The sequence below is a fragment of the Klebsiella sp. RIT-PI-d genome, from assembly GCF_001187865.1.
In the GTDB taxonomy this organism is placed as follows: domain Bacteria; phylum Pseudomonadota; class Gammaproteobacteria; order Enterobacterales; family Enterobacteriaceae; genus Superficieibacter.
Map to the genome: position 1 here is coordinate 458,817 of NZ_LGIT01000004.1, position 22,211 is coordinate 481,027.

Consider the following 22,211-nt stretch of genomic DNA (forward strand, 5'->3'; position numbering starts at 1 on the left):
AAGCATTGTTAGCGAGCTCGGTTTCTCATTTTCGCTATCTCGCTTAAAGTACCATTTAAATCTATTCCATTACTTGTACTAGTGGAGGTTTGTGATTTAACAGCGGAGCCAACGACATCTCGCAAGTTTAGCAACTCAGCTTGATCTTGCTTTGTCATTTTCGTCGAACCAATAAATCTATCCAAATTAAGATTGAGTTTGAGAGTGTCATGCGCAATAGCATTATAATTTTTCAAAAGTCCATTTTTCTCTAATTTTTTACCATTTACAATAATTCGGTTGCATTCCCGATTTAGTTTTTTATAGTAATGATCTGTTTTACTGCCAGCTCCCACCTCGGAGCTATCAAGCTTTTCAGCGCTTTGTTTGACTTCCTGCAGTTTATCCATTAATTGGGATGTGGCCTCCTTTAGTACATCAAGAGATTTGATTTTAATATTTTGCGTTTGCACAGGGGTATGATGAAACAATCTGGATAAATTAATAGACATGTTAAGACTCCTTTAGTTTATATTTAAAAACACTTAAACTATTTAAATAATTAATTATTCACCACCATTCATTCCATCTGTGTATGAACAGTGATAGTTTAAATCTTCATAATTTTGATTAGAGTCAGAAAATAGCGCTATAAAATTTCATTCAGAAATAAAAACAACTTAATAATTAATATTTATTTCTTGAATGATTTTAACATAAAAAAAACCAGCCTAACAGTAGACTGGTTTTGTACTTTCAAGCCGGTGTTACATCGCTTTTTTGGTCAACTCGATAACGCGCAGTTTCGCGATCGCTTTGGCCAGTTCCGCAGATGCCTGAGCGTAATCCACGTCACCATGAGAGCTTTTAATATGCTCCTCAGCTTTACGTTTCGCTTCCAGTGCTCGCGCTTCGTCGAGATCCTGGCCGCGAATGGCGGTATCAGCCAGAACGGTCACGCTGCCAGGCTGCACTTCAAGAATGCCGCCGGACAGATAGATAAACTCTTCGTGACCGTGCTGTTTCACAATGCGGATCATACCAGGCTTAATGGCGGTGAGCAGCGGGGCGTGACCCGGGAAGATACCCAGTTCACCTTCACTACCCGTTACCTGGATTTTCTCGACCAGACCAGAGAACATTTGCTGTTCTGCGCTGACGACATCCAGGTGGTAAGTCATTGCCATATCACCCTCCGATTAAGGCGTTAAAGTTTTTTGGCTTTTTCCACGGCTTCGTCGATGGAACCGACCATATAGAACGCCTGCTCCGGCAGGTGATCGTATTCGCCTTCCATGATGCCTTTAAAGCCACGGATGGTGTCTTTCAGGGAAACGTATTTTCCCGGAGAACCGGTAAATACTTCCGCCACGAAGAACGGCTGGGACAGGAAGCGCTGGATCTTACGTGCGCGAGCTACCACCAGTTTGTCTTCTTCAGACAGTTCATCCATACCGAGGATGGCGATGATGTCTTTTAGTTCCTGATAACGTTGCAGGATGGACTGTACGCCACGCGCGGTGTCGTAGTGTTCCTGTCCAACTACCAGCGGATCGAGCTGACGACTGGTAGAATCCAGTGGGTCAACCGCCGGGTAAATACCCAGAGACGCGATCTGACGGCTCAGTACCACGGTTGCATCTAAGTGCGCAAAGGTGGTGGCTGGAGAGGGGTCAGTCAAGTCATCCGCAGGTACATATACTGCCTGTACGGAGGTGATAGAACCGGTTTTGGTGGAAGTGATACGTTCCTGCAGAACGCCCATCTCTTCCGCCAGCGTCGGCTGATAACCTACCGCTGAAGGCATACGACCTAACAGTGCAGAAACTTCCGTACCGGCCAGGGTATAACGATAGATGTTATCGACGAACAGCAGTACGTCTCGGCCTTCATCACGGAATTTCTCCGCCATGGTCAGGCCAGTCAGAGCAACGCGCAGACGGTTTCCCGGCGGCTCGTTCATCTGGCCATACACCAGGGATACTTTGTCGATAACGTTGGAGTCGGTCATTTCGTGGTAGAAGTCGTTACCCTCACGAGTACGCTCACCCACGCCTGCAAACACGGAGTAACCGGAGTGCTCAATCGCGATGTTACGAATAAGCTCCATCATGTTTACGGTTTTACCTACACCCGCACCACCGAACAGACCAACTTTACCGCCTTTGGCGAATGGACACATCAGGTCGATAACTTTGATGCCGGTTTCCAGCAGCTCCTGAGAGTTTGACAACTCTTCATAGGAAGGTGCTGCACGGTGAATCGCCCAACGTTCTTCTTCACCGATGTCGCCTTTCATGTCTACTGGATCGCCCAGTACGTTCATGATACGACCCAGCGTTGCTTTCCCTACCGGCACTTCGATCGGATGCTCGAGGTCTTTTACATCAAGACTACGACGCAGACCGTCGGAAGAACCCATGGCGATGGTACGTACGATACCGCCGCCGAGCTGCTGCTGAACTTCCAGCACCAGACGCTCATTACCATTTTGCACCTCAAGAGCATCGTACACGCGCGGTACGGCATCCTGAGGGAATTCGACGTCAACTACAGCGCCGATTACCTGGACAATTTTTCCAGTAGCCATCTTGAATCCTCTACGAATTAACCTGGTTATACCGCGGATGCACCACCGACGATTTCGGTGAGTTCCTGAGTAATGCTGGCCTGACGAGCTTTGTTGTATACCAACTGCAGCTCTTTAATCAGGCTGCCGCCATTATCGGTAGCGGCTTTCATCGCCACCATACGCGCGGCCTGCTCGCTGGCCAGGTTTTCTACCACACCCTGATAAACCTGAGACTCTACGTAGCGGCGCAGAAGGGTATCCAGCAGCGCTTTCGGATCGGGTTCATACAGGTAATCCCAGGATTTACGCTTCAACTCACCATCTTCTGACGCAGGAAGCGGCAGCAGCTGAGTGATGGTCGGAACCTGAGACATGGTGTTGATAAATTTGTTGTTAACAATATAAAGCTTGTCCAGACGGCCTTCATCGTAGGCTTGCAGCATTACTTTTACTGCACCGATCAGTTCGGACAGGGAAGGGTTATCCCCCATGCCGGTAACCTGCGCAACAATGTTGCCACCTACAGAGTTGAAGAACGATACGCCCTTAGAGCCGATCATTGCGATATCGCACTGAACGCCTTTATCGGTCCACGTTTTCATATCCGCCAACAGTTTTTTGAACAAGTTAATGTTCAAGCCGCCGCACAGACCACGGTCTGTAGACACTACCAGGTAGCCTACGCGCTTAACATCGCGTTCTTCCAGGTAAGGGTGCTTATATTCCAGATTACCATTCGCAACGTGACCAATCACTTTGCGCATGGTATCTGCATAAGGACGGCTGGACGCCATGCGATCCTGCGATTTACGCATTTTGGAAGCGGCGACCATCTCCATCGCTTTGGTGATCTTCTGCGTGTTCTGGACGCTTGCGATCTTACTACGTATCTCTTTTGCGCCGGCCATGAGCTTCTCCTCAATGCCTTGCGGCCTGTCCTAAGACAAGCCGCCAGACGTTACCAGGACTGGGTTGCTTTGAAGGAATCGAGGATGCCTTTCAGCTTGCCTTCGATTTCGTCGTTATAGCCACCGGACTGGTTGATCTCTTGCATCAGCGGAGCGTGATCACGGTCAACATAAGCTAGCAGAGCAGCTTCGAAGTTACCGATTTTCGCCAGTTCTACATCAGCCAGATAGCCACGTTCAGCTGCAAACAGAACCAGAGACTGCTGCGCGACAGACATCGGCGCATACTGTTTCTGTTTCAGCAACTCGGTCACTTTCTGACCGTGGTCTAACTGCTTACGGGTTGCATCATCAAGGTCAGATGCAAACTGAGAGAACGCCGCCAGTTCACGATACTGCGCCAGAGCGGTACGAATACCACCGGACAGTTTCTTCATGATCTTGGTCTGTGCTGCACCACCCACACGGGATACGGAGATACCCGGGTTAACCGCAGGACGAATACCGGCGTTAAACAGGTTAGATTCCAGGAAGATCTGACCATCGGTAATCGAAATTACGTTAGTCGGAACGAACGCGGAAACGTCACCTGCCTGCGTTTCGATAATCGGCAGCGCAGTCAGTGAGCCAGTTTGCCCTTTCACTTCACCTTTGGTGAAGTTTTCAACGTATTCGGCGTTAACACGCGCAGCACGCTCCAGCAGACGTGAGTGGAGGTAAAATACGTCGCCCGGGAATGCTTCACGTCCTGGCGGACGACGGAGCAGCAGGGAGATCTGACGATAAGCAACAGCCTGCTTGGACAGGTCATCATAAATGATCAGTGCATCTTCGCCACGGTCACGGAAGTATTCGCCCATTGCGCAGCCTGCATACGGAGCCAGGTATTGCAGTGCAGCAGATTCAGATGCAGTTGCAACCACGACGATGGTGTTAGCCAGTGCGCCGTGCTCTTCCAGTTTACGTACCACGTTAGAAATGGTGGACGCTTTCTGGCCGATAGCAACATAAATACATTTGATACCGGAATCGCGCTGGTTGATGATCGCATCAATCGCCAGTGCGGTTTTACCCGTCTGACGGTCGCCGATAACCAGTTCACGCTGGCCACGGCCGATTGGGATCATGGCATCGACAGATTTGTAACCCGTCTGTACCGGCTGGTCAACGGACTGACGGTCGATAACGCCCGGTGCGATAGCTTCAACAGCAGAAAAGCCGTCGTTATCAACCGGACCTTTACCATCAATCGGCGCACCCAGGGTGTTCAGAACACGCCCCAACAGGCCACGACCTACTGGAACTTCCAGGATACGACCCGTACATTTGACCTTCATGCCTTCGGCGAGGTCAGCGTACGGTCCCATCACAACCGCACCTACAGAGTCACGCTCAAGGTTCAGTGCGATAGCGTAACGGTTACCCGGCAGGGAGATCATTTCACCCTGCATACAATCGGCCAGGCCGTGGATACGGATAACACCGTCACTTACAGAAACAATAGTACCTTCGTTGTGAGCTTCACTCACTACATTGAACTGAGCAATGCGCTGCTTGATCAGTTCGCTGATTTCGGTTGAATTCAGTTGCATGCTCCAGTCCCCTTAAGACTGCAAGACGTCTGCAAGGCGATCAAGACGGCCGCGTACGCTGCCATCAATGACCATATCACCCGCCCGGATGATAATACCTGCCACTACAGACTTATCGATTTTGCAATTCAGCTTAACTTTGCGTGATAGACGTTTTTCCATCGCGGAACTGATTTTCGCAAGCTGCTCGTCACTTAATGCGGTTGCAGAAGTGACATCTACCTCTGCGATAGCCTCACTGGCTGCACGCAGGTGGATAAACTGCTCAAGAACATCGGGAAGCGCGTTCAGACGATTGTTTTCAGCCATCACCTGAATCAGGTTCTGACCATTTTCGTCCAACTGCTCACCACAGACTGCGATAAACGATTTGGCGAGCGTATCTGGTGCAAGTGCGCCAGAGAGAAGCTCGGCCATTTGTTCGTTTTTGGTAACCTCAGCGGCAAACGCCAGCATATCCTGCCAGCGCGCTACACTTTGGTGTTCAACGGCAAAGTCAAAAGCTGCTTTGGCGTAGGGGCGAGCTACCGTTACAAATTCAGACATCAGCCCCTCCCTCCTTACAGTTCAGCGACAAGTTTATCCACGATGTCGCTGTTAGCAGCTTCATCCACGGAACGTTCGATGATCTTCTCGGCCCCGGCAATAGCCAGGATAGCAACTTGCTTACGCAGTTCTTCGCGAGCGCGTTTACGCTCAGCATCGATTTCTGCCTGAGCTTGCGCCACGATTTTTGCTCGTTCCTGCTCTGCTTCGGTTTTCGCTTCGTCCAGGATCTGAGAACGACGTTTGTTCGCCTGTTCAATGATTACCTGAGCTTCCGCCTTCGCTTTTTTCAGCTGGTCGGTCGCGCTGGCCTTAGCAAGGTCAAGGTCCTTATGTGCTCGTTCTGCAGAAGCAAGACCGTCAGCAATTTCTTTTTGACGTTTCTCAATGGCAGCCATTAATGGCGGCCATACATACTTCATACAGAACAGAACAAACAGGACAAACGCGATAGCCTGGCCGAGGATTGTTGCGTTAAGATTCACAGCACAATGCCTCTTATCTAGTTAATGTTCTGATATTGCTCTTAATTCAAAGCAACGCTTACTACGCGACAGCGAACATCACGTACAGACCCAGACCGACAGCGATCATCGGGATAGCATCCACCAGACCCATAACGATAAAGAACTGAGTACGCAGCAGAGGAATCAGATCTGGCTGACGCGCTGCGCCTTCCAGGAATTTGCCCCCAAGGATACCGATACCGATCGCAGCACCGATTGCCGCCAGACCCATCATCACAGCGGCAGCCATGTACAGCAGATCCACATTCAGGTTTTCCATGACAATCTCCAGTTTGTTTCAATTAAAACGTAGTAGTGTTGGTAAATTAATGCTCTTCAGACGCCATCGACAGATAGACGATCGTCAGAACCATGAAGATAAAGGCTTGCAGCGTAATAATCAGAATGTGGAAAATGGCCCATGGCACATTCAGGATCCACTGTGACCACCACGGTAGAAGACCCGCGATCAGAATGAAAATCAGCTCACCGGCATACATGTTGCCGAACAGTCGCAGACCGAGAGAAACCGGTTTGGACAGCAGGCTTACCCCTTCAAGGATTAAGTTGACAGGAATAAAGGCCCAGTGATTGAACGGCTGCAGCGTCAACTCTTTCGTGAAGCCGCCGATGCCTTTCATTTTGATGCTGTAGAACAAAATCAGGATGAACACGCCCAGCGCCATAGACAGTGTGATGTTAACGTCAGCAGACGGAACAACGCGCAGAGCAGGCAGACCAAAGATATGCTCGCCGATGTACGGCAGCAGATCGATAGGCAGCAAGTCCATAAAGTTCATCAGGAATACCCAGACAAAAATCGTCAGGGCCAGCGGAGCAATCAGCTTGCTCTTGCCGTGATACATGTCTTTGACGCTGCCATGAACAAAACCAATAATCAGCTCAATAGCGGTCTGGAATTTACCCGGAACGCCGCTGGTAGCATGTTTCGCTACGCGACGGAACGCCACCAGGAACAACAGGCCCAATAACACCGAAAAGAACATGGAGTCGATATTGAGCGTCCAGAAGGTGGCCGGGGGGTTATGCGGATCCACCAGCGTGAAGGTACGCAGGTCCAACTGAAGGTTATTCAGGTGGTGGCCTATGTACTCCTGCGGTGTTGAGATTTCTCCTGCAGACATGATGCCTCTTACCCTTTGTTGTTAATTACAGCTGGCGCAACTATCTGAACAACCAGCGCCAAAATCCACGTGACTATGAGCGGCAAGAAAACCGCCTTTAAAACCGCCAGCGCCACTACCAGCAGCGCAAAGGTAGCGAGCACCTTAAAAGCTTCACCGAAGGCAAAGCTCCAGGCAACCCGACCTTTTGCTGGAGCACCAACTTGATGACGCCAGGCAAAAATCATAAACACAATGTTAGGCAGCAACACTGCCATTCCTCCGCTTATCGCGGAGATGCCCCAGAAGGGGTCTTTGAGGCTAAATAGCAATCCACTTGCCATTATCGCCAGAAACTGGATGAACAGAAGCTTACGAGCAACGTTTCTACTCAAGAGCGACACAGACATCACGTTTTCACTCCTGCTCCCTAAGAGGTATGCCGCGAGTCGTATAAAACGTCCTTTGGGCTTTAGAGTCAAGCATCAAAAAGCGGTCAAATTATACGGTGCGGTCCCGTGATTTCAAACAATAAGTAGCGAAAAGGTGAATAAATGTTTAAATAATTTTCTGGAGCGCTATTTTTCAACTTTTCACCAAACCGTGAACCATCGGGTAAAACGGTAAATAACGCGAAACGCCTGATGATAAAGCGTGCACCAGATCACATAATAAACATTTCCAGTTTCATCGCTCCAGAGTAGTTCTGTGTATACCTGCATCCATCTCTATGATATTACGAGCTAAAAACAGTAAAATCGCTCAAAACAGCACCATTTTTACCCTAAAGTCTATATTGACATTCATAATAAATATTTAACAAATCAATACCGTTCAGTTGGCTTATTTATAGCAGGCTGATATTTTCCATGTTGACTACTTTCATGGTTAACAAAAAGAGCGTAGTTAACAACAAGAAAACATCTCGTTAAGCCACAGTTAAATCAAACCTGACCAGTCCTTATTTATCACTAAAATATTTAACATCATATCAGGCATTTTTTTTCGACTTTTTTTGATAAAAATTAAATTTTATTGTGGCCCAAAAGCACAAGATGGCGCTCACCTTCAAGCTCGGGAACGCGGAGCTTAATAACAGATTCGACAGCAAATTCAAGGGGAAGGTGAGCAATCTCGTCGTCCGGCAGCTGGCCTTTAAGCGCATAGAACCGTCCGTTGTCGCCAGGCAAATGGTGACACCACTGAACCATATCAGTCAGTGAGGCAAATGCACGGCTGATGACGCCATCAAATGGCGGTTCAGCGGGGAAGTCCTCTACCCTGCTCTGTACGGGCTGCACATTGGTAAGCTGTAGCTCATGCTGTACCTGGCGCAGAAATCGTATCCGTTTGCCAAGGCTATCCAGCAACGTGAAATTTGCCTCAGGTCGCACGATGGAGAGTGGAATTCCCGGTAAGCCCGGTCCCGTTCCAACATCGATAAACCGCGTTCCTTCCAGATAGGGTGCCACAACAACACTATCGAGAATATGACGAGTCAGCATTTCATCCGGGTTACGCACGGACGTCAGGTTGTACGCTTTATTCCACTTATGCAGCATATTCACATAGGCCACAAGCTGGTTTTTCTGGTGATCGGAGAGCGAAATGTCTGCTTTATCCAGCAGACGAGAGAGTTTATTAAGCACGGTAAATACCTGTCATTGTTTGCCTTAACCGGCGGCAGAACACGTCACAGGCCCGATAAGCACTGCTTACCGGGCACTTTTTAAATTATCAGGCGCTGCGACGCAGCATTCCTTGTTTTTTTAGCCAGACCAGTAAAATCGAAATTGCAGCAGGCGTGATCCCTGAAATACGCGATGCCTGGCCGATAGATACCGGTTTATGATCGTTAAGCTTGGCGATCACCTCGTTCGAGAGTCCGGAAACCTGTCGATAGTCGAGGGTGGCAGGCAGCAGGGTATTCTCATTGCGCTGCTGTTTTTCGATTTCATCCTGCTGACGCGCAATGTAGCCCTCGTATTTAACCTGAATCTCAACCTGTTCTGCTGCCTGCATATCATCCAGCGCTGGCGCAAATGGTGACAGAGTAGTCAATTGTTGATAGGTCATTTCCGGGCGGCGCAACAGGTCTTCGCCGTTCGCTTCACGAGAAAGCGGCGCAGCAAGGTGAGCGTTCACTTCGGGTGCAGCCTCAGCTGACGGCGAAACCCAGGTTGCTTTTAAACGCTGACGTTCGCGCTCAATGTTTTCCAGTTTTTCGTTATAACGTGCCCAACGCGCATCGTCTACCAGGCCTAATTCGCGACCCGCTTCAGTCAAACGCAGATCGGCGTTATCTTCACGTAGCATCAGGCGATACTCGGCACGTGAAGTAAACATGCGGTACGGCTCTTTGGTACCCAGGGTACACAAATCGTCAACCAGCACGCCCAGATAAGCCTGATCGCGACGCGGTGCCCAGCCCTCTTTTTCAGCAGAATAGCGTGCGGCGTTAAGTCCTGCCAGCAGCCCCTGAGCAGCAGCTTCTTCGTAACCGGTCGTACCGTTAATCTGACCTGCAAAAAACAGCCCGTGGATAAATTTACTCTCAAGCGTTGGCTTCAGGTCACGCGGATCGAAGAAGTCATACTCGATGGCATAACCAGGACGAACAATTTTTGCGTTTTCCATGCCCTGCATTGAACGGACGATTTGTATCTGTACATCGAATGGTAGACTAGTGGAAATTCCGTTCGGGTAAATTTCATTCGAGGTAAGCCCTTCCGGCTCCAGGAAGATCTGGTGCTGGTTACGATCGGCAAAGCGCATAACTTTGTCTTCGATAGAAGGACAGTAACGCGGGCCGATCCCTTCAATGACGCCAGCATACATCGGGCTGCGATCCAGATTAGCACGGATCACATCGTGCGTTTTTTCGTTAGTGTAGGTGATATAACACGGCACCTGACGCGGATGCTGATCCACCGATCCCATGAACGAAAATACTGGCGTCGGGTTATCGCCGTGTTGCTGTGCCAGTACGCTAAAATCGATAGTACGTGCATCAATTCGTGGTGGCGTACCCGTCTTCAGGCGGTTAACACGCAGTGGCAGTTCCCGCAGACGCTGTGAAAGGGAAATTGACGGCGGATCGCCAGCACGGCCACCGCTATAATTATCCAGTCCAATATGGATCTTACCGTCGAGAAATGTTCCGACTGTCAGCACGACAGCTTTCGCCCGGAATTTAAGCCCCATTTGGGTCACCGCACCGACGACACGATCGTTTTCGACGATCAGATCTTCGACCGCCTGCTGGAAGATCATCAGGTTAGGCTGATTCTCCAGGGCAGTACGCACCGCCTGCCGATAAAGCACACGATCTGCCTGCGCTCGCGTGGCCCGTACAGCAGGACCTTTGCTTGCGTTTAGTATCCTAAACTGAATGCCTGCATGATCGATCGCTTTTGCCATCAATCCGCCAAGTGCATCGACTTCTTTTACCAGGTGTCCTTTCCCAATGCCGCCAATGGCCGGATTGCAGCTCATCTGCCCCAACGTGTCGATATTATGCGTCAAGAGAAGGGTCTGCTGACCCATGCGTGCTGCGGCCATTGCAGCCTCAGTGCCTGCATGACCCCCGCCAATGATGATGACGTCAAAAGGATCCTGATAAAACATGGTGATTTGCCTCGCGTAAAGCGGTGGTGAAAAGGATTGAAGCCCGGGCCGTGGATTCTACTCAACTTTAGTCGATCGAGAAAGCACCACGATCCTGACTATTAAATAAAGAAGATCTTTATATAGAGATCTTTTCTATTATGATCTCTTATTAGGATCGCCATCTCTTGTGGATAAGTCCGATCCTCTGTTAAAGATCATATCTTTAGGAAGGATCGTTAGCTGTGAATGATCGGTGATCCTGCTCAGTATAAGCTGGGATCAAAAGGGCGGGTTATGCACAACTCAAAAAGTGAACAAACGTTATTCTCTGGATAACTACCGGTTGATCATAGCTTTTAAGCATAGTTATCCACAGTTGATCGCACGATCTTTAATCATTTTTGAGTAAATTAATCCATGAGCCGAGCCAAATTTCTGCCGGATCTTCTGGAATGTCATGTTCAAGCACGTTGATCTTCAGCGTTTCGCCGATCTGTTTGGCTCCGCAGATCTTCATTTCAGCGTCCAGTTTCTCGATCGCACCACAGAACGTGTCATATTCCCGACTGCCTAAACCGATAGCACCAAATTGGACCTGACTAAGGTCTGGATGTTGTGCTTTAAGATCGTCAAAAAGAGGCTGGATGTTGTCAGGCAGATCGCCCGCACCATGTGTGGAGCAGATAACCAACCAGATCCCGGCAGCGGACAGTTCCTCCAGTAGTGGACCATGTAGTGTTTCGGTAGAAAAACCGGCATCTTCAAGCTTTTCAGCCAGGTGATCCGCTACATATTCGGCACCACCAAGCGTGCTGCCGCTAATAAGAGTTATGTCTGCCATAAGAAGCTCATCCTGTTAAAGAGGCGCTATTGTACTCTGTGGACGAGCTGGGATCTACCTGTGGATAATATGAGTATGAAGAAAAGTTTATATATTCTCTGTCGAGCATTATTTGAAATATGGACTGCGGGTTTCTGAATATATTCAGTTATTCGTATAAGAAGGAGAGAATCATGCTATGCACCAGCGCCAATCGATCATTTAATAACATTCATTTTGCTACTGTATCTCATACCCGAAACGTTAGCAGAATACAATCCAGTAATAGTGAACAGGCAAACGCAGGCTCCAGATTCAGCTCATTTGCCGCCACATTAAAAAAAGTAGTTAATGTGCCTTTTGACTTCTTTAAATCTCAACCCCAACTGATTGCCGGCATTGGAATTGCAATGACAGCGATTGGTGGTCTGACCGATAAGTCGACTGCCATGGGTATAGGAATGGCGCTTACTGCTGCCGGCACGCTGGGATATATGTCCAATATTCATGCTGAGAATAAGGCAATGAATGAGGCAACGAATAAGTCAACCAATGAGGCAGGGTATAAGGAAATTTATCAGGAAAATGATAAGGCAGATTATGAGGTAATTAATGAGGCAACGAATGAAGTAGTTGATGAGGCAAAGTATGAGGCAATCAAGGAGGAAATCAATCAGGCAATCGATAAGGCAATCAAGGATTCAATTAAGGAGGTGGTCATTGGTGCACTCAATGAGGTAGTGAATGAGGTAGCGAATGAGGCAAGGGATAAGGAAAAGAAAAAGCTAATGGGTACGTTCTTTGATGAGGCCAACTCTCCAGCGTAAAAGTGGAGTGAGTATGTTAACTATAATATCTATATAATATAAAAGGAAAATTTTATGCCAGTTTCAAACGCTGTTGCATCAGGTTATTACCGTATTTCTGCTGCGGCATCCCACGCGAAAGACGCCGTCGAAGGAAAATACAGTGATATTAAACAGTCGAGCATAGGTTCTAAAGTCAACACATTTGCCGCTACGTTAAAAAAAGTCGTCAATGTGCCTATTAACTTTGTTAAATCTCACCCTAAACTGATTGCTGGTGTTGGGATCGCCACGACGGCGATTGGCGGTTTAACCGCTAATCCGGCAGCCATTGGTATTGGAATTGCGCTTATCGGTGTTGGAACGCTGGGATATATGTCCAGTCGTCATGCTGAGAGTAAGGCCATGAACCAGACCACAATCGATATACTACAAAATCCCAATAAAGTCCTGGAAATGAGGCATGAGAGCGCGGTTGCCTTTTTGCAAAAGGCAACTGAAAAATATGATTCAGCTCTGGCATCCTTTAAAAAAGTTCAGGCAGAAGTGAATAAAGCACAAGACGATGTCGATAAAGCAAAAACTGAGGCTAATAACGCCTCTAAAAATCCTCAAAAAGCGCAAGACAGGCTTAGCGCAAAAGAAGCCTTGTTAGCCGAGGCCGCAATCAAATCCGGTAAAAAAGTTGATGCCTTACAGATCGCCTCATTAAATGTTGCGCAGGCAAAAGTATTTGTCGCCGCCACTAAGTATGAGTTTGCAGAAAGTCAACTGGATGAGTTGCAAACTGAATACCTCAATCTTCCTGAAAATGAAGTAGGGGATCGTACTGAGCTGGATGTAGGTGGCAAAGTGCAGGAAGCGCGGCTGGAACTGATGAAAGCAAAGCAGGATTTAGCGAATGAAATAGCTGTCCAGCAAGCCGCCAGAAAGACAACACCTTCTTCTGTTGAAGAATCAGGCCAGGATCAAGGACGAACAGGACGGCATATCGGATCCTGCAGCACGACTAGTGTCTCAGTTGACTGAATTTCATCGATTGTCTGGATCTTATTAATCAGAACATGCTGTAGCGCATCGATCGATTTGCACATAACTTTAATAAAGATGCTGTAGTGACCGGTGGTGTAATACGCTTCGGTCACTTCATCAAGGCTTTCCAGCCTTGCCAGCGCAGAAGGGTAGTCTTTTGCGCTCTTTAGAATGATACCGATAAAGCATCCTACATCGTAACCCAGCTTTTTGGGGCTGACATCAATGCGTGCGCCGGTAATAATGCCTGCCTGCTTCATCTTTTCCACACGAACGTGAATGGTCCCCGGACTGACGCCAAACTGCTTGGCTAATTCAGCATAGGCAGTACGGGCATTTTCCATCAGGGCATCCAGAATGCTGCGATCCAGATTGTCGATTTGATAATTTTCCATAGCTTTTTCTTATGAAGAATAATGATTCTGTCTATTTTAGCGCATTATTTTAACGAATCAAAAGTCAGGATGGCTTTTTCTTTGTGGATTATTGAATTGCACCCGCTTTTTGTTGCTTAATCATATCCAACAGGACGCAGGAGTATAAAAATGAAAACCGCTTATATCGCAAAACAACGCCAGATCAGTTTCGTTAAATCCCACTTTTCCCGACAGCTGGAAGAGAAACTGGGCCTGATTGAAGTACAGGCTCCGATTCTGAGCCGTGTCGGGGACGGAACGCAGGATAACTTATCGGGCTGTGAAAAAGCGGTGCAGGTTAAAGTGAAAACGCTGCCAGACGCCTGTTTCGAAGTGGTTCACTCACTGGCGAAATGGAAACGTCAAACCCTGGGACAACACGACTTCAGCGCGGGCGAAGGGCTATACACGCACATGAAAGCCCTTCGCCCCGATGAAGACCGACTGACCGCCATTCATTCCGTTTATGTTGATCAGTGGGACTGGGAACGCGTGATGGGTGATGGCGAACGTCACATTGCCACGCTGCATTCTACCGTTGAGGCTATCTGGTCCGGTATTAAAGCGACCGAAGCGGCAGTGAGTAAAGAATTTGGTCTGACACCGTTCCTGCCAGATCGGATCCACTTTGTTCATAGTCAGGATCTGCTGTCCCGTTTCCCGGATCTTGATGCTAAAGGGCGTGAACGGGCGATCGCGAAAGAGCTGGGCGCGGTATTCCTGATCGGTATCGGTGGAAAACTGTCTGACGGGCAGCGTCACGATGTTCGTGCGCCAGATTATGATGACTGGAGTTCAGCCAGCGCTTCCGGCTGTGCTGGTTTGAACGGTGATATTCTGGTCTGGAACCCGATTCTGGAAGATGCTTTTGAACTGTCTTCTATGGGGATCCGCGTGGATGCCGAAACGCTAAAACGCCAGTTAGCATTAACGGGTGATGAAGATCGCCTGAAGCTCGAGTGGCATCAGGCGCTGCTGCGCGGTGAAATGCCGCAGACTATTGGCGGCGGTATTGGGCAGTCGCGTTTGACAATGCTGTTGCTACAGTTACCGCATATTGGCCAGGTTCAGTGTGGCGTGTGGCCCGCGCAGGTTCGTGAAAGCGTCTCTGCGCTACTGTAATTAGCGCCGCCAGCGCCGTAACAGGCGACTGCGAAGTCCGGTATCAAAGCGCCAGATATGATCGAAAATGCGCATGATACCGGGTTTACCCTGTGCCGACATCGCCACGGCATGAAAACGGTGCTGATTAACCCTCTGCAGTTCTCCTACCTTATTTACTACCTCGTCCGGCAGTCGCTGGGCGATGAAATCAGAAATCACCACTGCATCAGCATCGGCCCATTCCGGCCCCTGCATTCGCTCAATGATGGCGCGAAAACAGCTCGCCATATCCGTACCGCCGCGAAAGCGCTGACTGAGAAAACGGATTGCCTGCTCAATTGCCTGAGGTCCGCTGAGTTCATAGCGCACGACCTCGCTTGAAAAGAGCATGATGAAGCAGCGGCGATTATCGGCGAGTGCGATCCGCATCAATGCCAGGCAAAACGCTTTAGCGCACTGCTCATTGAACCCGCCCATAGAGCCTGATGTATCGACGCAAACAATAAAAGGCCCACGCGGCTGCTCGTCAACATCCTGATGAATGACCGGGCGCTCAGCGATTTTTTCCCGCCACGCCTCGCCGTGCAAACGATAGGTTAAAAGCTGTTTTTCCAGCAGCCGTCGATAAAATTCATATTCGAGTTCCGTGATGCCCAGAGTCGCCAGCTCAGGCGGCAGCAGACGCAGAATATCATCGCTCTGCATGATGCCATCGACCTGCTCCGGCACGTGTGATGGCTCGCGTACTAAAGTACGAAAGGTTTCCATCGGCGCATCTTTTTTAGGGATTGATTTGGCTTCACGCGAGCGGCCAAGCTGTTCAGCGAGCTGTATCAGTTCTGGTTGCTGCGTCAGAAAATCGCCATATTTGACGATCAATTGATAATCGCCGCGCTGAAGTTTGCCGGCACTCATGTCCCACAGCCGACCTGCGGCAGTGTCATTTTCCACCAGTACCGGTTCAAGCTGACCGCTTAATGTCATGCGCTCCTGCACTTCGTTAAGCAGCTTATCGTGTTCTTCTTCAAGAAGCTGTTGATTCAGCGTGGTGGCCTGAACCACCAGACTTAGCCGCCAGCGCTGTAGGAATAGCGTGTGCAGTGCAGGGGTAAATACAGGGTTTTCTTCCACCAGCCGCCTGGCCTGAGCGTAATAAGGTGAGCTAACCCTATTTAACAGCGTCTGAATTTGCGGTAACTGAACGATAAATTGTGAAGTAGAAAGCAACTGAGTTTGCTGATAACAGAGCACTTCTTCGGTCAGCTCCGGTGAAACATGGGTTTCTTTAAGGCTGTTTTTTAACGCTTCACGCCAGCGAGGAATATCGTCAGTCACCGCATTTTTCAGCCGCGGGAATTTTTCAAAAAAGAGTGCCAGTACAGGAGAGGCCATTAATACAAGAATGGTCTCTTCGATCAATCCCTCTTCACCAATGGCCAACAGGACATTTAGCGTATCCAGGTTTAGCATTGTTTAGCCTGTTTGATCTGCTCTCCGACGTCCTGCAGGCTGGCTTCAATACGTCCCAGCCAGTCCGCAGTGATGAACAGACACTTTTGCTGCTCGCTGAACCGGGTATGTTGCTGATGCCACTGATCGTCCAGCGCATCGAGCTGCTGTTTAATCTCTTCCGGCACGTTTTCCTGGGAAAGGCCTGGCAGCGCAAGCCGTGTTTCCTGAAGACTAATGTCGCGCGCAACCAGATACTGGCTGGCATCTACCTCAAGGTTAATAACCTGCGCAAAGCCAATGCCATTAAGTTTAGCGCGGATCTCGCCCCCTTTTTCCAGCCAGCTTTCCAGTGCCGTTCGCTCCAGCGTGATATGAACCACGTTCAAATCGTGCAGTTTTAGCGGTTTTTGCAGCAGCAGAGTAATCACGTCTCCCTTTATCTCAGGCGGCAATTCATAATGCGGTTTTCGGCTAAACAGGCCGCCCTGACGCAGCACCTTCAGTGCGGTTTTATCACTTTGCTGCTGTTGCAACTGAATGCGATGCTGGGTTATTGCCCCCAGGCGCGTCAGCAGAGATTGTTGTTGCCAGGCGTGTCCGGTCATCAATATTTCGAGCTGCTGCTGGAGCAGATTTTTGCTTTCCGCGTCGTGCCACAGGCAGTCTTTCAGCAGGATCACGTCAATCGGTGCGATCGAATCACGCCCGCTAAAAAAGGCGCTGGCCTGAAGCAGACGAATAGCTTTTTTCCAGCGACGATCGGAAACGTACGGTGCAGCGGGCAAATTATCAAGTTGCTGGCGCAGTAAAAAGATCAGTTCAAAAACGCTCTCCGGCAACGTGATTTTACCGATATCGATCTGCCACTGGGCAAACTCTTCGTCAGTCACTTGTAAATTGGCGGCGACCGGATTTTCGTGCTCATCCTGCTGAGCGGTTAACATGGCGCGAAAGTTGCCTTTCTCCTGCACTTTGTCCAGCCACAGGCGGATGAGCATACGGTCGTACAGCGCTTCCAGACTGCTGTCTGTTTCCGGCAGTTCGTTAGAGGCAGCCACCAGCAGGCGCATTGGAATTTTTTCCTCATGCGCGCCGTTGCGAAAATGCCGTTCGTTAATGGCGGTTAACAGCGTATTGAGAATTGCCGGACCTGCTTTCCAGATTTCATCCAGAAAAACAATTTCCGCTTCTGGCAGATAGCCTGCGGTAAGACGCTCATAGCGACCTTCGTCTTTTAATGCCTGGATAGACAGTGGACCGAAGACTTCTTCCGGCGTGGAAAAACGCGTCATCAGATACTCAAACGCACGCGCATGTTGAAAGGCATATTTCAGACGGCGGGCAATCAGGCTTTTGGCAATGCCTGGCGGGCCTAACAGGAAAACACTTTCACCGCTTAATGCCGCCAGCAAACAAAGGCGAATTGCGTGGCTGCGCTCAAAAAGTCCTTTTTCCAGGGCACTGCTTAAATGGGAAATTCTTTCTGCTAACAGATGTGATTGAGCCATAATCAAGTTTCGTCCTTCTGCTTTTTTACAGCGGTAAAATGCGAGTATAGCGTTTTAGCGTAAGGCCGGTAATAGACGGGAGGGCAGACTCATTTTTTGAGCCAGGTTAACCCGACTTCACTTAGGGGTACGATTTTGCCATTTATCATGCATACTGTGCGTTTTTTGTGGGCCAAGGGATTACGCGCACATTCCTTATTTCAACATAAGAACTGTCTATGAGCACTGATAATAAGCAATCATTGTCTGCGATAACGCTCGCAGCCATTGGGGTTGTCTACGGTGATATTGGCACCAGCCCACTTTATACACTGCGTGAATGTCTTTCCGGCCAGTTCGGTTTTGGCGTAGAACGCGATGCCGTGTTTGGTTTTCTGTCGCTGATTTTTTGGCTTCTCATTTTTGTCGTTTCTATTAAATATCTGACCTTCGTCATGCGGGCAGACAATGCCGGAGAGGGCGGGATACTGACGCTGATGTCATTAGCAGGGCGTAATACGTCGGCCAGAATGACCTCGGTGCTGGTGATCATGGGGCTGATTGGCGGTAGCTTTTTTTATGGCGAAGTGGTTATTACGCCTGCGATATCGGTGATGTCGGCGATTGAAGGTCTGGAAATTGTTGCGCCACAGCTGGATTCGTGGGTGGTTCCCCTCTCCATCATGGTTCTTACCCTGCTGTTTATGATCCAAAAGCACGGTACCGGCATAGTCGGTAAGCTTTTCGCGCCTATTATGCTGATCTGGTTTCTTATTTTGGCCGTGTTGGGGATACGCAGCATTATTGCTAACCCGGATGTGCTGCATGCGCTGAATCCGATGTGGGCAGTACATTTCTTCCTTGAATATAAAACTATCTCTTTTGTCGCGCTTGGGGCGGTCGTGCTGTCGATTACCGGCGTTGAAGCGCTGTATGCGGACATGGGACACTTTGGCAAACTGCCGATTCGGCTGGCCTGGTTTTCGGTGGTATTACCTTCCCTGGTTCTGAATTATTTTGGTCAGGGTGCGCTCTTGTTGCGCCACCCGGAGGCAATTAAAAACCCGTTCTTCCTGCTGGCACCAGAATGGGCGCTGATCCCGCTGCTGATTATCTCTGCGCTGGCAACGGTTATTGCGTCGCAGGCGGTGATTTCCGGCGTCTTCTCGCTGACCCGTCAGGCGGTGCGTCTGGGCTATCTGTCGCCAATGCGGATTATTCATACCTCTGAAATGGAATCAGGGCAGATTTATATCCCATTCGTTAACTGGTTGCTGTATGCCGCGGTTGTGATTGTTATTGTCAGTTTCGAACACTCCAGTAATCTGGCGGCGGCTTACGGTATCGCGGTTACCGGAACCATGGTATTAACCACGTTCCTTTCCACCACGGTCGCGCGTAAAAACTGGCACTGGAACAAGTTCCTGGTGGCGTTTATTCTGGTGGCGTTCTTGTGTATTGATATCCCGCTGTTCTCGGCTAATCTGGATAAGATTGTTTCCGGCGGCTGGCTGCCATTAAGTCTGGGACTTGTCATGTTTACCATTATGACAACGTGGAAAAGTGAGCGTTTCCGTCTGCTGCGCCGTATGCATGAGCACGGTAACTCGCTGGAAGCGATGATTGCCTCGTTAGAGAAGTCGCCACCCATCCGCGTGCCGGGTACTGCGGTATATATGTCCCGCGCGCTGAATGTCATTCCGTTTGCGCTGATGCATAATCTCAAGCACAACAAGGTCCTGCATGAGCGGGTGATCCTGCTGACATTGCGTACAGAAGATGCGCCTTACGTGCATAACGTAAAGCGCGTACAAATCGAGCAGCTGTCACCAACCTTCTGGCGAGTGGTTGCCAGCTATGGCTGGCGTGAAACCCCTAACGTGGAAGAGGTATTCCACCGCTGCGGTCTGGAAGGTTTAAGCTGCCGGATGATGGAAACCTCGTTCTTTATGTCGCATGAGTCATTAATTATTGGCAAGCGGCCGCTCTACCTGCGCCTGCGCGGGAAACTCTTTCTGCTACTCCAGCGCAATGCGTTACGTGCGCCGGACCAGTTTGAGATCCCGCCTAACCGGGTGATTGAGCTGGGTACCCAGGTCGAGATTTAATCGGGCCTAACCTGCCGGGCGGCGTTCTGTATGTCCGGTAGGTTAGCTGCACGCCGGGTCGTGTGCAGCTAACTTATTCCCCCTCTACGCTCCTTTCAGATTGCGTTAACGAAACGTTTCGACGGCGATCACATTTCTGTAACCCTGCGATGGTTTTATGCTCAACGATCGCGCTACACTCTATTCAGCGAAACGTTTCGCTAGTGGAGCTTGAAAATGAAAAAAGGTACGGTGCTGAATTCTGCAATTTCTTCGGTTATCGCTCAGTTAGGGCATACCGATACGCTGGTAGTTTGTGATGCGGGCTTACCTGTTCCGTCCAGCACATTGCGTATTGATATGGCATTAACTCAGGGGGTCCCCAGCTTTATGCAGGTACTGGATGTCGTGACCCATGAAATGCAGGTTGAGACCGCTATCCTCGCAACTGAAATTAAGCAGCACAATCCACAGCTCCACGAAACGTTGCTCGATCATATCGGGCAGCTGCAACAACACCAGGGAAATACCATAGAAGTGCGTTATATATCGCACGAAGACTTTAAAAAACAGACCGCAGATAGCCAGGCGGTTATTCGCAGCGGAGAGTGTTCTCCGTTTGCGAATATTATTCTCTGTGCTGGCGTGACCTTCTGAGGCCATCATGGACGCATTACTGCAACTCAACGGGATCGATAAAGCGTTCCCCGGCGTTAAAGCGCTTTCCGGCGCGGCGTTAAACGTCTATTCAGGCCGCGTTATGGCGCTGGTAGGCGAAAATGGCGCGGGTAAATCCACCATGATGAAAGTGCTGACCGGCATCTATACACGCGATGCGGGTTCACTGTTATGGCTGGGCAAAGAAACTACTTTTACCGGGCCTAAATCCTCTCAGGAAGCCGGGATCGGCATCATCCACCAGGAGCTGAACCTGATCCCGCAGCTTACTATTGCGGAAAACATTTTCCTCGGGCGTGAATTCGTTAATCGGTTTGGCAAAATCGACTGGAAAAAGATGTATGCCGAAGCCAATACCCTGCTGGCAAAACTTAACCTGCGCTTTAAGAGCGATCGGCTGGTGGGTGAATTATCGATTGGCGATCAGCAGATGGTTGAAATAGCCAAAGTACTGAGTTTCGAGTCGAAGGTCATCATTATGGATGAACCGACCGATGCCCTTACCGATACCGAAACCGACTCCCTGTTTCGCGTGATCCGCGAACTTAAAGCGCAGGGGCGGGGTATTGTTTATATTTCCCACCGAATGAAAGAGATCTTCGAGATTTGCGATGACGTTACCGTGTTTCGCGACGGGCAGTTCATTGCCGAGCGTGACGTCTCAAGTCTGACCGAAGATACGCTGATTGAAATGATGGTGGGCCGCAAGCTGGAAGATCAGTATCCACGGCTAGATAAAATGCCGGGAAATATGCTTCTGAAAGTGGATAACCTCAGCGGACCGGGCGTCGACAACGTCTCTTTTTCCCTGCGTAGAGGTGAGATCCTCGGTGTAGCCGGACTGATGGGCGCCGGACGTACTGAATTGATGAAAGTATTGTACGGTGCGCTACCGCGAACCGGCGGCTCCGTTACGCTGAATGGTCGGGACGTGGTGACGCGTACCCCGCAGGATGGTCTGGCCAATGGGATTGTCTATATCTCTGAAGATCGTAAGCGCGACGGCCTCGTACTGGGTATGTCCGTCAAAGAGAATATGTCCCTGACGGCACTGCGCTATTTTAGCCGTACTGGCGGCAGCCTGAAACATAAAGATGAACAGCAGGCGGTGGGTGATTTTATCCGCCTGTTCAATGTTAAAACGCCGTCAATGGAGCAGGCTATTGGTCTGCTTTCCGGAGGCAATCAGCAAAAAGTGGCGATTGCCCGCGGCCTGATGACGCGACCTAAAGTCCTGATTCTGGATGAGCCGACGCGCGGTGTGGATGTCGGCGCTAAAAAAGAGATTTATCAGCTTATCAATCAGTTTAAGGCTGAAGGCCTGAGCATCATTCTGGTCTCTTCTGAGATGCCAGAGGTCCTGGGCATGAGCGATCGTATTATGGTTATGCACGAAGGCCACAACGGCGGGGAATTCACTCGCGAACAGGCCACTCAGGAAGTATTAATGGCTGCCGCCGTCGGCAAGCTTAATCGCGTGAATCAGGAGTAAT

Annotated in this window: 22 protein-coding genes; 6 read left to right on the forward strand and 16 right to left on the reverse strand. The window is 49.5% G+C overall.

What is annotated here, in order from left to right; genetic code table 11:
• Positions 1 to 8: 8 nt before the first annotated feature.
• From AC791_RS05325 to mioC, 13 genes are all read right to left on the reverse strand, one after another.
• Positions 9 to 491, reverse strand: a complete 483-nt coding sequence (locus tag AC791_RS05325) for a hypothetical protein (RefSeq protein ID WP_049839440.1) — start codon at positions 489 to 491, stop codon at positions 9 to 11.
• A gap of 255 nt (positions 492 to 746) precedes the next feature.
• A complete protein-coding gene (locus AC791_RS05330) occupies positions 747 to 1,166 on the reverse strand; it encodes a F0F1 ATP synthase subunit epsilon (RefSeq protein WP_049839441.1) in 420 nt (139 codons plus the stop codon).
• Between the two features lie 20 nt (positions 1,167 to 1,186).
• On the reverse strand, positions 1,187 to 2,569 hold the full coding sequence (gene atpD / locus AC791_RS05335; RefSeq protein ID WP_049839442.1) for a F0F1 ATP synthase subunit beta: 1,383 nt from the start codon (positions 2,567 to 2,569) through the stop codon (positions 1,187 to 1,189).
• 26 nt (positions 2,570 to 2,595) lie between these two features.
• Entirely contained in the window at positions 2,596 to 3,459 is an 864-nt protein-coding gene (gene atpG / locus AC791_RS05340) for a F0F1 ATP synthase subunit gamma (RefSeq protein WP_049839443.1), read from the reverse strand.
• 50 nt (positions 3,460 to 3,509) lie between these two features.
• Positions 3,510 to 5,051, reverse strand: coding sequence for a F0F1 ATP synthase subunit alpha (gene atpA / locus AC791_RS05345; RefSeq protein ID WP_049839444.1), 1,542 nt, complete (start codon positions 5,049 to 5,051; stop codon positions 3,510 to 3,512).
• A gap of 12 nt (positions 5,052 to 5,063) precedes the next feature.
• Positions 5,064 to 5,597 carry a F0F1 ATP synthase subunit delta gene (gene atpH, locus AC791_RS05350; RefSeq protein ID WP_049839445.1) on the reverse strand — a complete coding sequence of 178 codons (534 nt, stop codon included), beginning with the start codon at positions 5,595 to 5,597 and terminating at the stop codon, positions 5,064 to 5,066.
• Between the two features lie 14 nt (positions 5,598 to 5,611).
• The gene (gene atpF, locus AC791_RS05355) at positions 5,612 to 6,082 is read right to left on the reverse strand and encodes a F0F1 ATP synthase subunit B (protein WP_049839446.1); all 471 of its coding nucleotides are present in this window, start codon (positions 6,080 to 6,082) and stop codon (positions 5,612 to 5,614) included.
• A 61-nt stretch (positions 6,083 to 6,143) separates the two neighbouring features.
• Positions 6,144 to 6,383: a F0F1 ATP synthase subunit C gene (atpE, locus tag AC791_RS05360; protein WP_049839447.1), complete on the reverse strand. Its 240-nt coding sequence runs from the start codon at positions 6,381 to 6,383 to the stop codon at positions 6,144 to 6,146.
• 46 nt (positions 6,384 to 6,429) lie between these two features.
• Positions 6,430 to 7,248, reverse strand: coding sequence for a F0F1 ATP synthase subunit A (gene atpB, locus AC791_RS05365; protein ID WP_049839448.1), 819 nt, complete (start codon positions 7,246 to 7,248; stop codon positions 6,430 to 6,432).
• A gap of 8 nt (positions 7,249 to 7,256) precedes the next feature.
• Positions 7,257 to 7,637, reverse strand: coding sequence for a F0F1 ATP synthase subunit I (atpI, locus tag AC791_RS05370; RefSeq protein WP_049839449.1), 381 nt, complete (start codon positions 7,635 to 7,637; stop codon positions 7,257 to 7,259).
• Between the two features lie 615 nt (positions 7,638 to 8,252).
• Positions 8,253 to 8,876 carry a 16S rRNA (guanine(527)-N(7))-methyltransferase RsmG gene (rsmG, locus tag AC791_RS05375; protein WP_049839450.1) on the reverse strand — a complete coding sequence of 208 codons (624 nt, stop codon included), beginning with the start codon at positions 8,874 to 8,876 and terminating at the stop codon, positions 8,253 to 8,255.
• An 88-nt stretch (positions 8,877 to 8,964) separates the two neighbouring features.
• Positions 8,965 to 10,854, reverse strand: a complete 1,890-nt coding sequence (gene mnmG, locus AC791_RS05380) for a tRNA uridine-5-carboxymethylaminomethyl(34) synthesis enzyme MnmG (RefSeq protein ID WP_049839451.1) — start codon at positions 10,852 to 10,854, stop codon at positions 8,965 to 8,967.
• 373 nt (positions 10,855 to 11,227) lie between these two features.
• Positions 11,228 to 11,677 carry an FMN-binding protein MioC gene (gene mioC / locus AC791_RS05385; RefSeq protein ID WP_049839452.1) on the reverse strand — a complete coding sequence of 150 codons (450 nt, stop codon included), beginning with the start codon at positions 11,675 to 11,677 and terminating at the stop codon, positions 11,228 to 11,230.
• A gap of 173 nt (positions 11,678 to 11,850) precedes the next feature.
• Between mioC and AC791_RS05390 the strand changes: the two genes are divergently transcribed.
• Both AC791_RS05390 and AC791_RS05395 read left to right on the forward strand, forming a co-directional pair.
• On the forward strand, positions 11,851 to 12,483 hold the full coding sequence (locus tag AC791_RS05390; protein WP_049839453.1) for a hypothetical protein: 633 nt from the start codon (positions 11,851 to 11,853) through the stop codon (positions 12,481 to 12,483).
• Positions 12,484 to 12,537: 54 nt separating this feature from the next.
• The gene (locus tag AC791_RS05395; protein WP_049839454.1) at positions 12,538 to 13,491 is read left to right on the forward strand and encodes a hypothetical protein; all 954 of its coding nucleotides are present in this window, start codon (positions 12,538 to 12,540) and stop codon (positions 13,489 to 13,491) included.
• Here AC791_RS05395 and asnC read toward each other — a convergent pair.
• Positions 13,431 to 13,889: a transcriptional regulator AsnC gene (gene asnC / locus AC791_RS05400; RefSeq protein ID WP_049839455.1), complete on the reverse strand. Its 459-nt coding sequence runs from the start codon at positions 13,887 to 13,889 to the stop codon at positions 13,431 to 13,433. The genes AC791_RS05395 and asnC overlap by 61 nt on opposite strands.
• A 150-nt stretch (positions 13,890 to 14,039) precedes the next feature.
• Between asnC and asnA the strand changes: the two genes are divergently transcribed.
• Positions 14,040 to 15,032, forward strand: a complete 993-nt coding sequence (asnA, locus tag AC791_RS05405) for an aspartate--ammonia ligase (RefSeq protein ID WP_049839456.1) — start codon at positions 14,040 to 14,042, stop codon at positions 15,030 to 15,032.
• Here asnA and viaA read toward each other — a convergent pair whose 3' ends face one another.
• Both viaA and ravA read right to left on the reverse strand, forming a co-directional pair.
• Positions 15,033 to 16,484, reverse strand: coding sequence for an ATPase RavA stimulator ViaA (gene viaA / locus AC791_RS05410; RefSeq protein ID WP_049839457.1), 1,452 nt, complete (start codon positions 16,482 to 16,484; stop codon positions 15,033 to 15,035). It abuts the gene before it with no gap.
• Positions 16,478 to 17,974, reverse strand: a complete 1,497-nt coding sequence (gene ravA / locus AC791_RS05415) for an ATPase RavA (protein WP_049839458.1) — start codon at positions 17,972 to 17,974, stop codon at positions 16,478 to 16,480. Before ravA ends, viaA begins: the two co-directional genes overlap by 7 nt.
• Before the next feature lie 218 nt (positions 17,975 to 18,192).
• Between ravA and kup the strand changes: the two genes are divergently transcribed.
• The 3 genes from kup to rbsA all read left to right on the forward strand — a co-directional run bounded on the left by kup (position 18,193) and on the right by rbsA (position 22,210).
• On the forward strand, positions 18,193 to 20,061 hold the full coding sequence (kup, locus tag AC791_RS05420; RefSeq protein ID WP_049839459.1) for a low affinity potassium transporter Kup: 1,869 nt from the start codon (positions 18,193 to 18,195) through the stop codon (positions 20,059 to 20,061).
• Positions 20,062 to 20,277: 216 nt separating this feature from the next.
• Positions 20,278 to 20,697 carry a D-ribose pyranase gene (gene rbsD / locus AC791_RS05425; RefSeq protein ID WP_049839460.1) on the forward strand — a complete coding sequence of 140 codons (420 nt, stop codon included), beginning with the start codon at positions 20,278 to 20,280 and terminating at the stop codon, positions 20,695 to 20,697.
• Positions 20,698 to 20,704: 7 nt separating this feature from the next.
• A complete protein-coding gene (gene rbsA, locus AC791_RS05430) occupies positions 20,705 to 22,210 on the forward strand; it encodes a ribose ABC transporter ATP-binding protein RbsA (protein ID WP_049839461.1) in 1,506 nt (501 codons plus the stop codon).
• The last annotated feature ends 1 nt before the right edge of the window (position 22,211 follow it).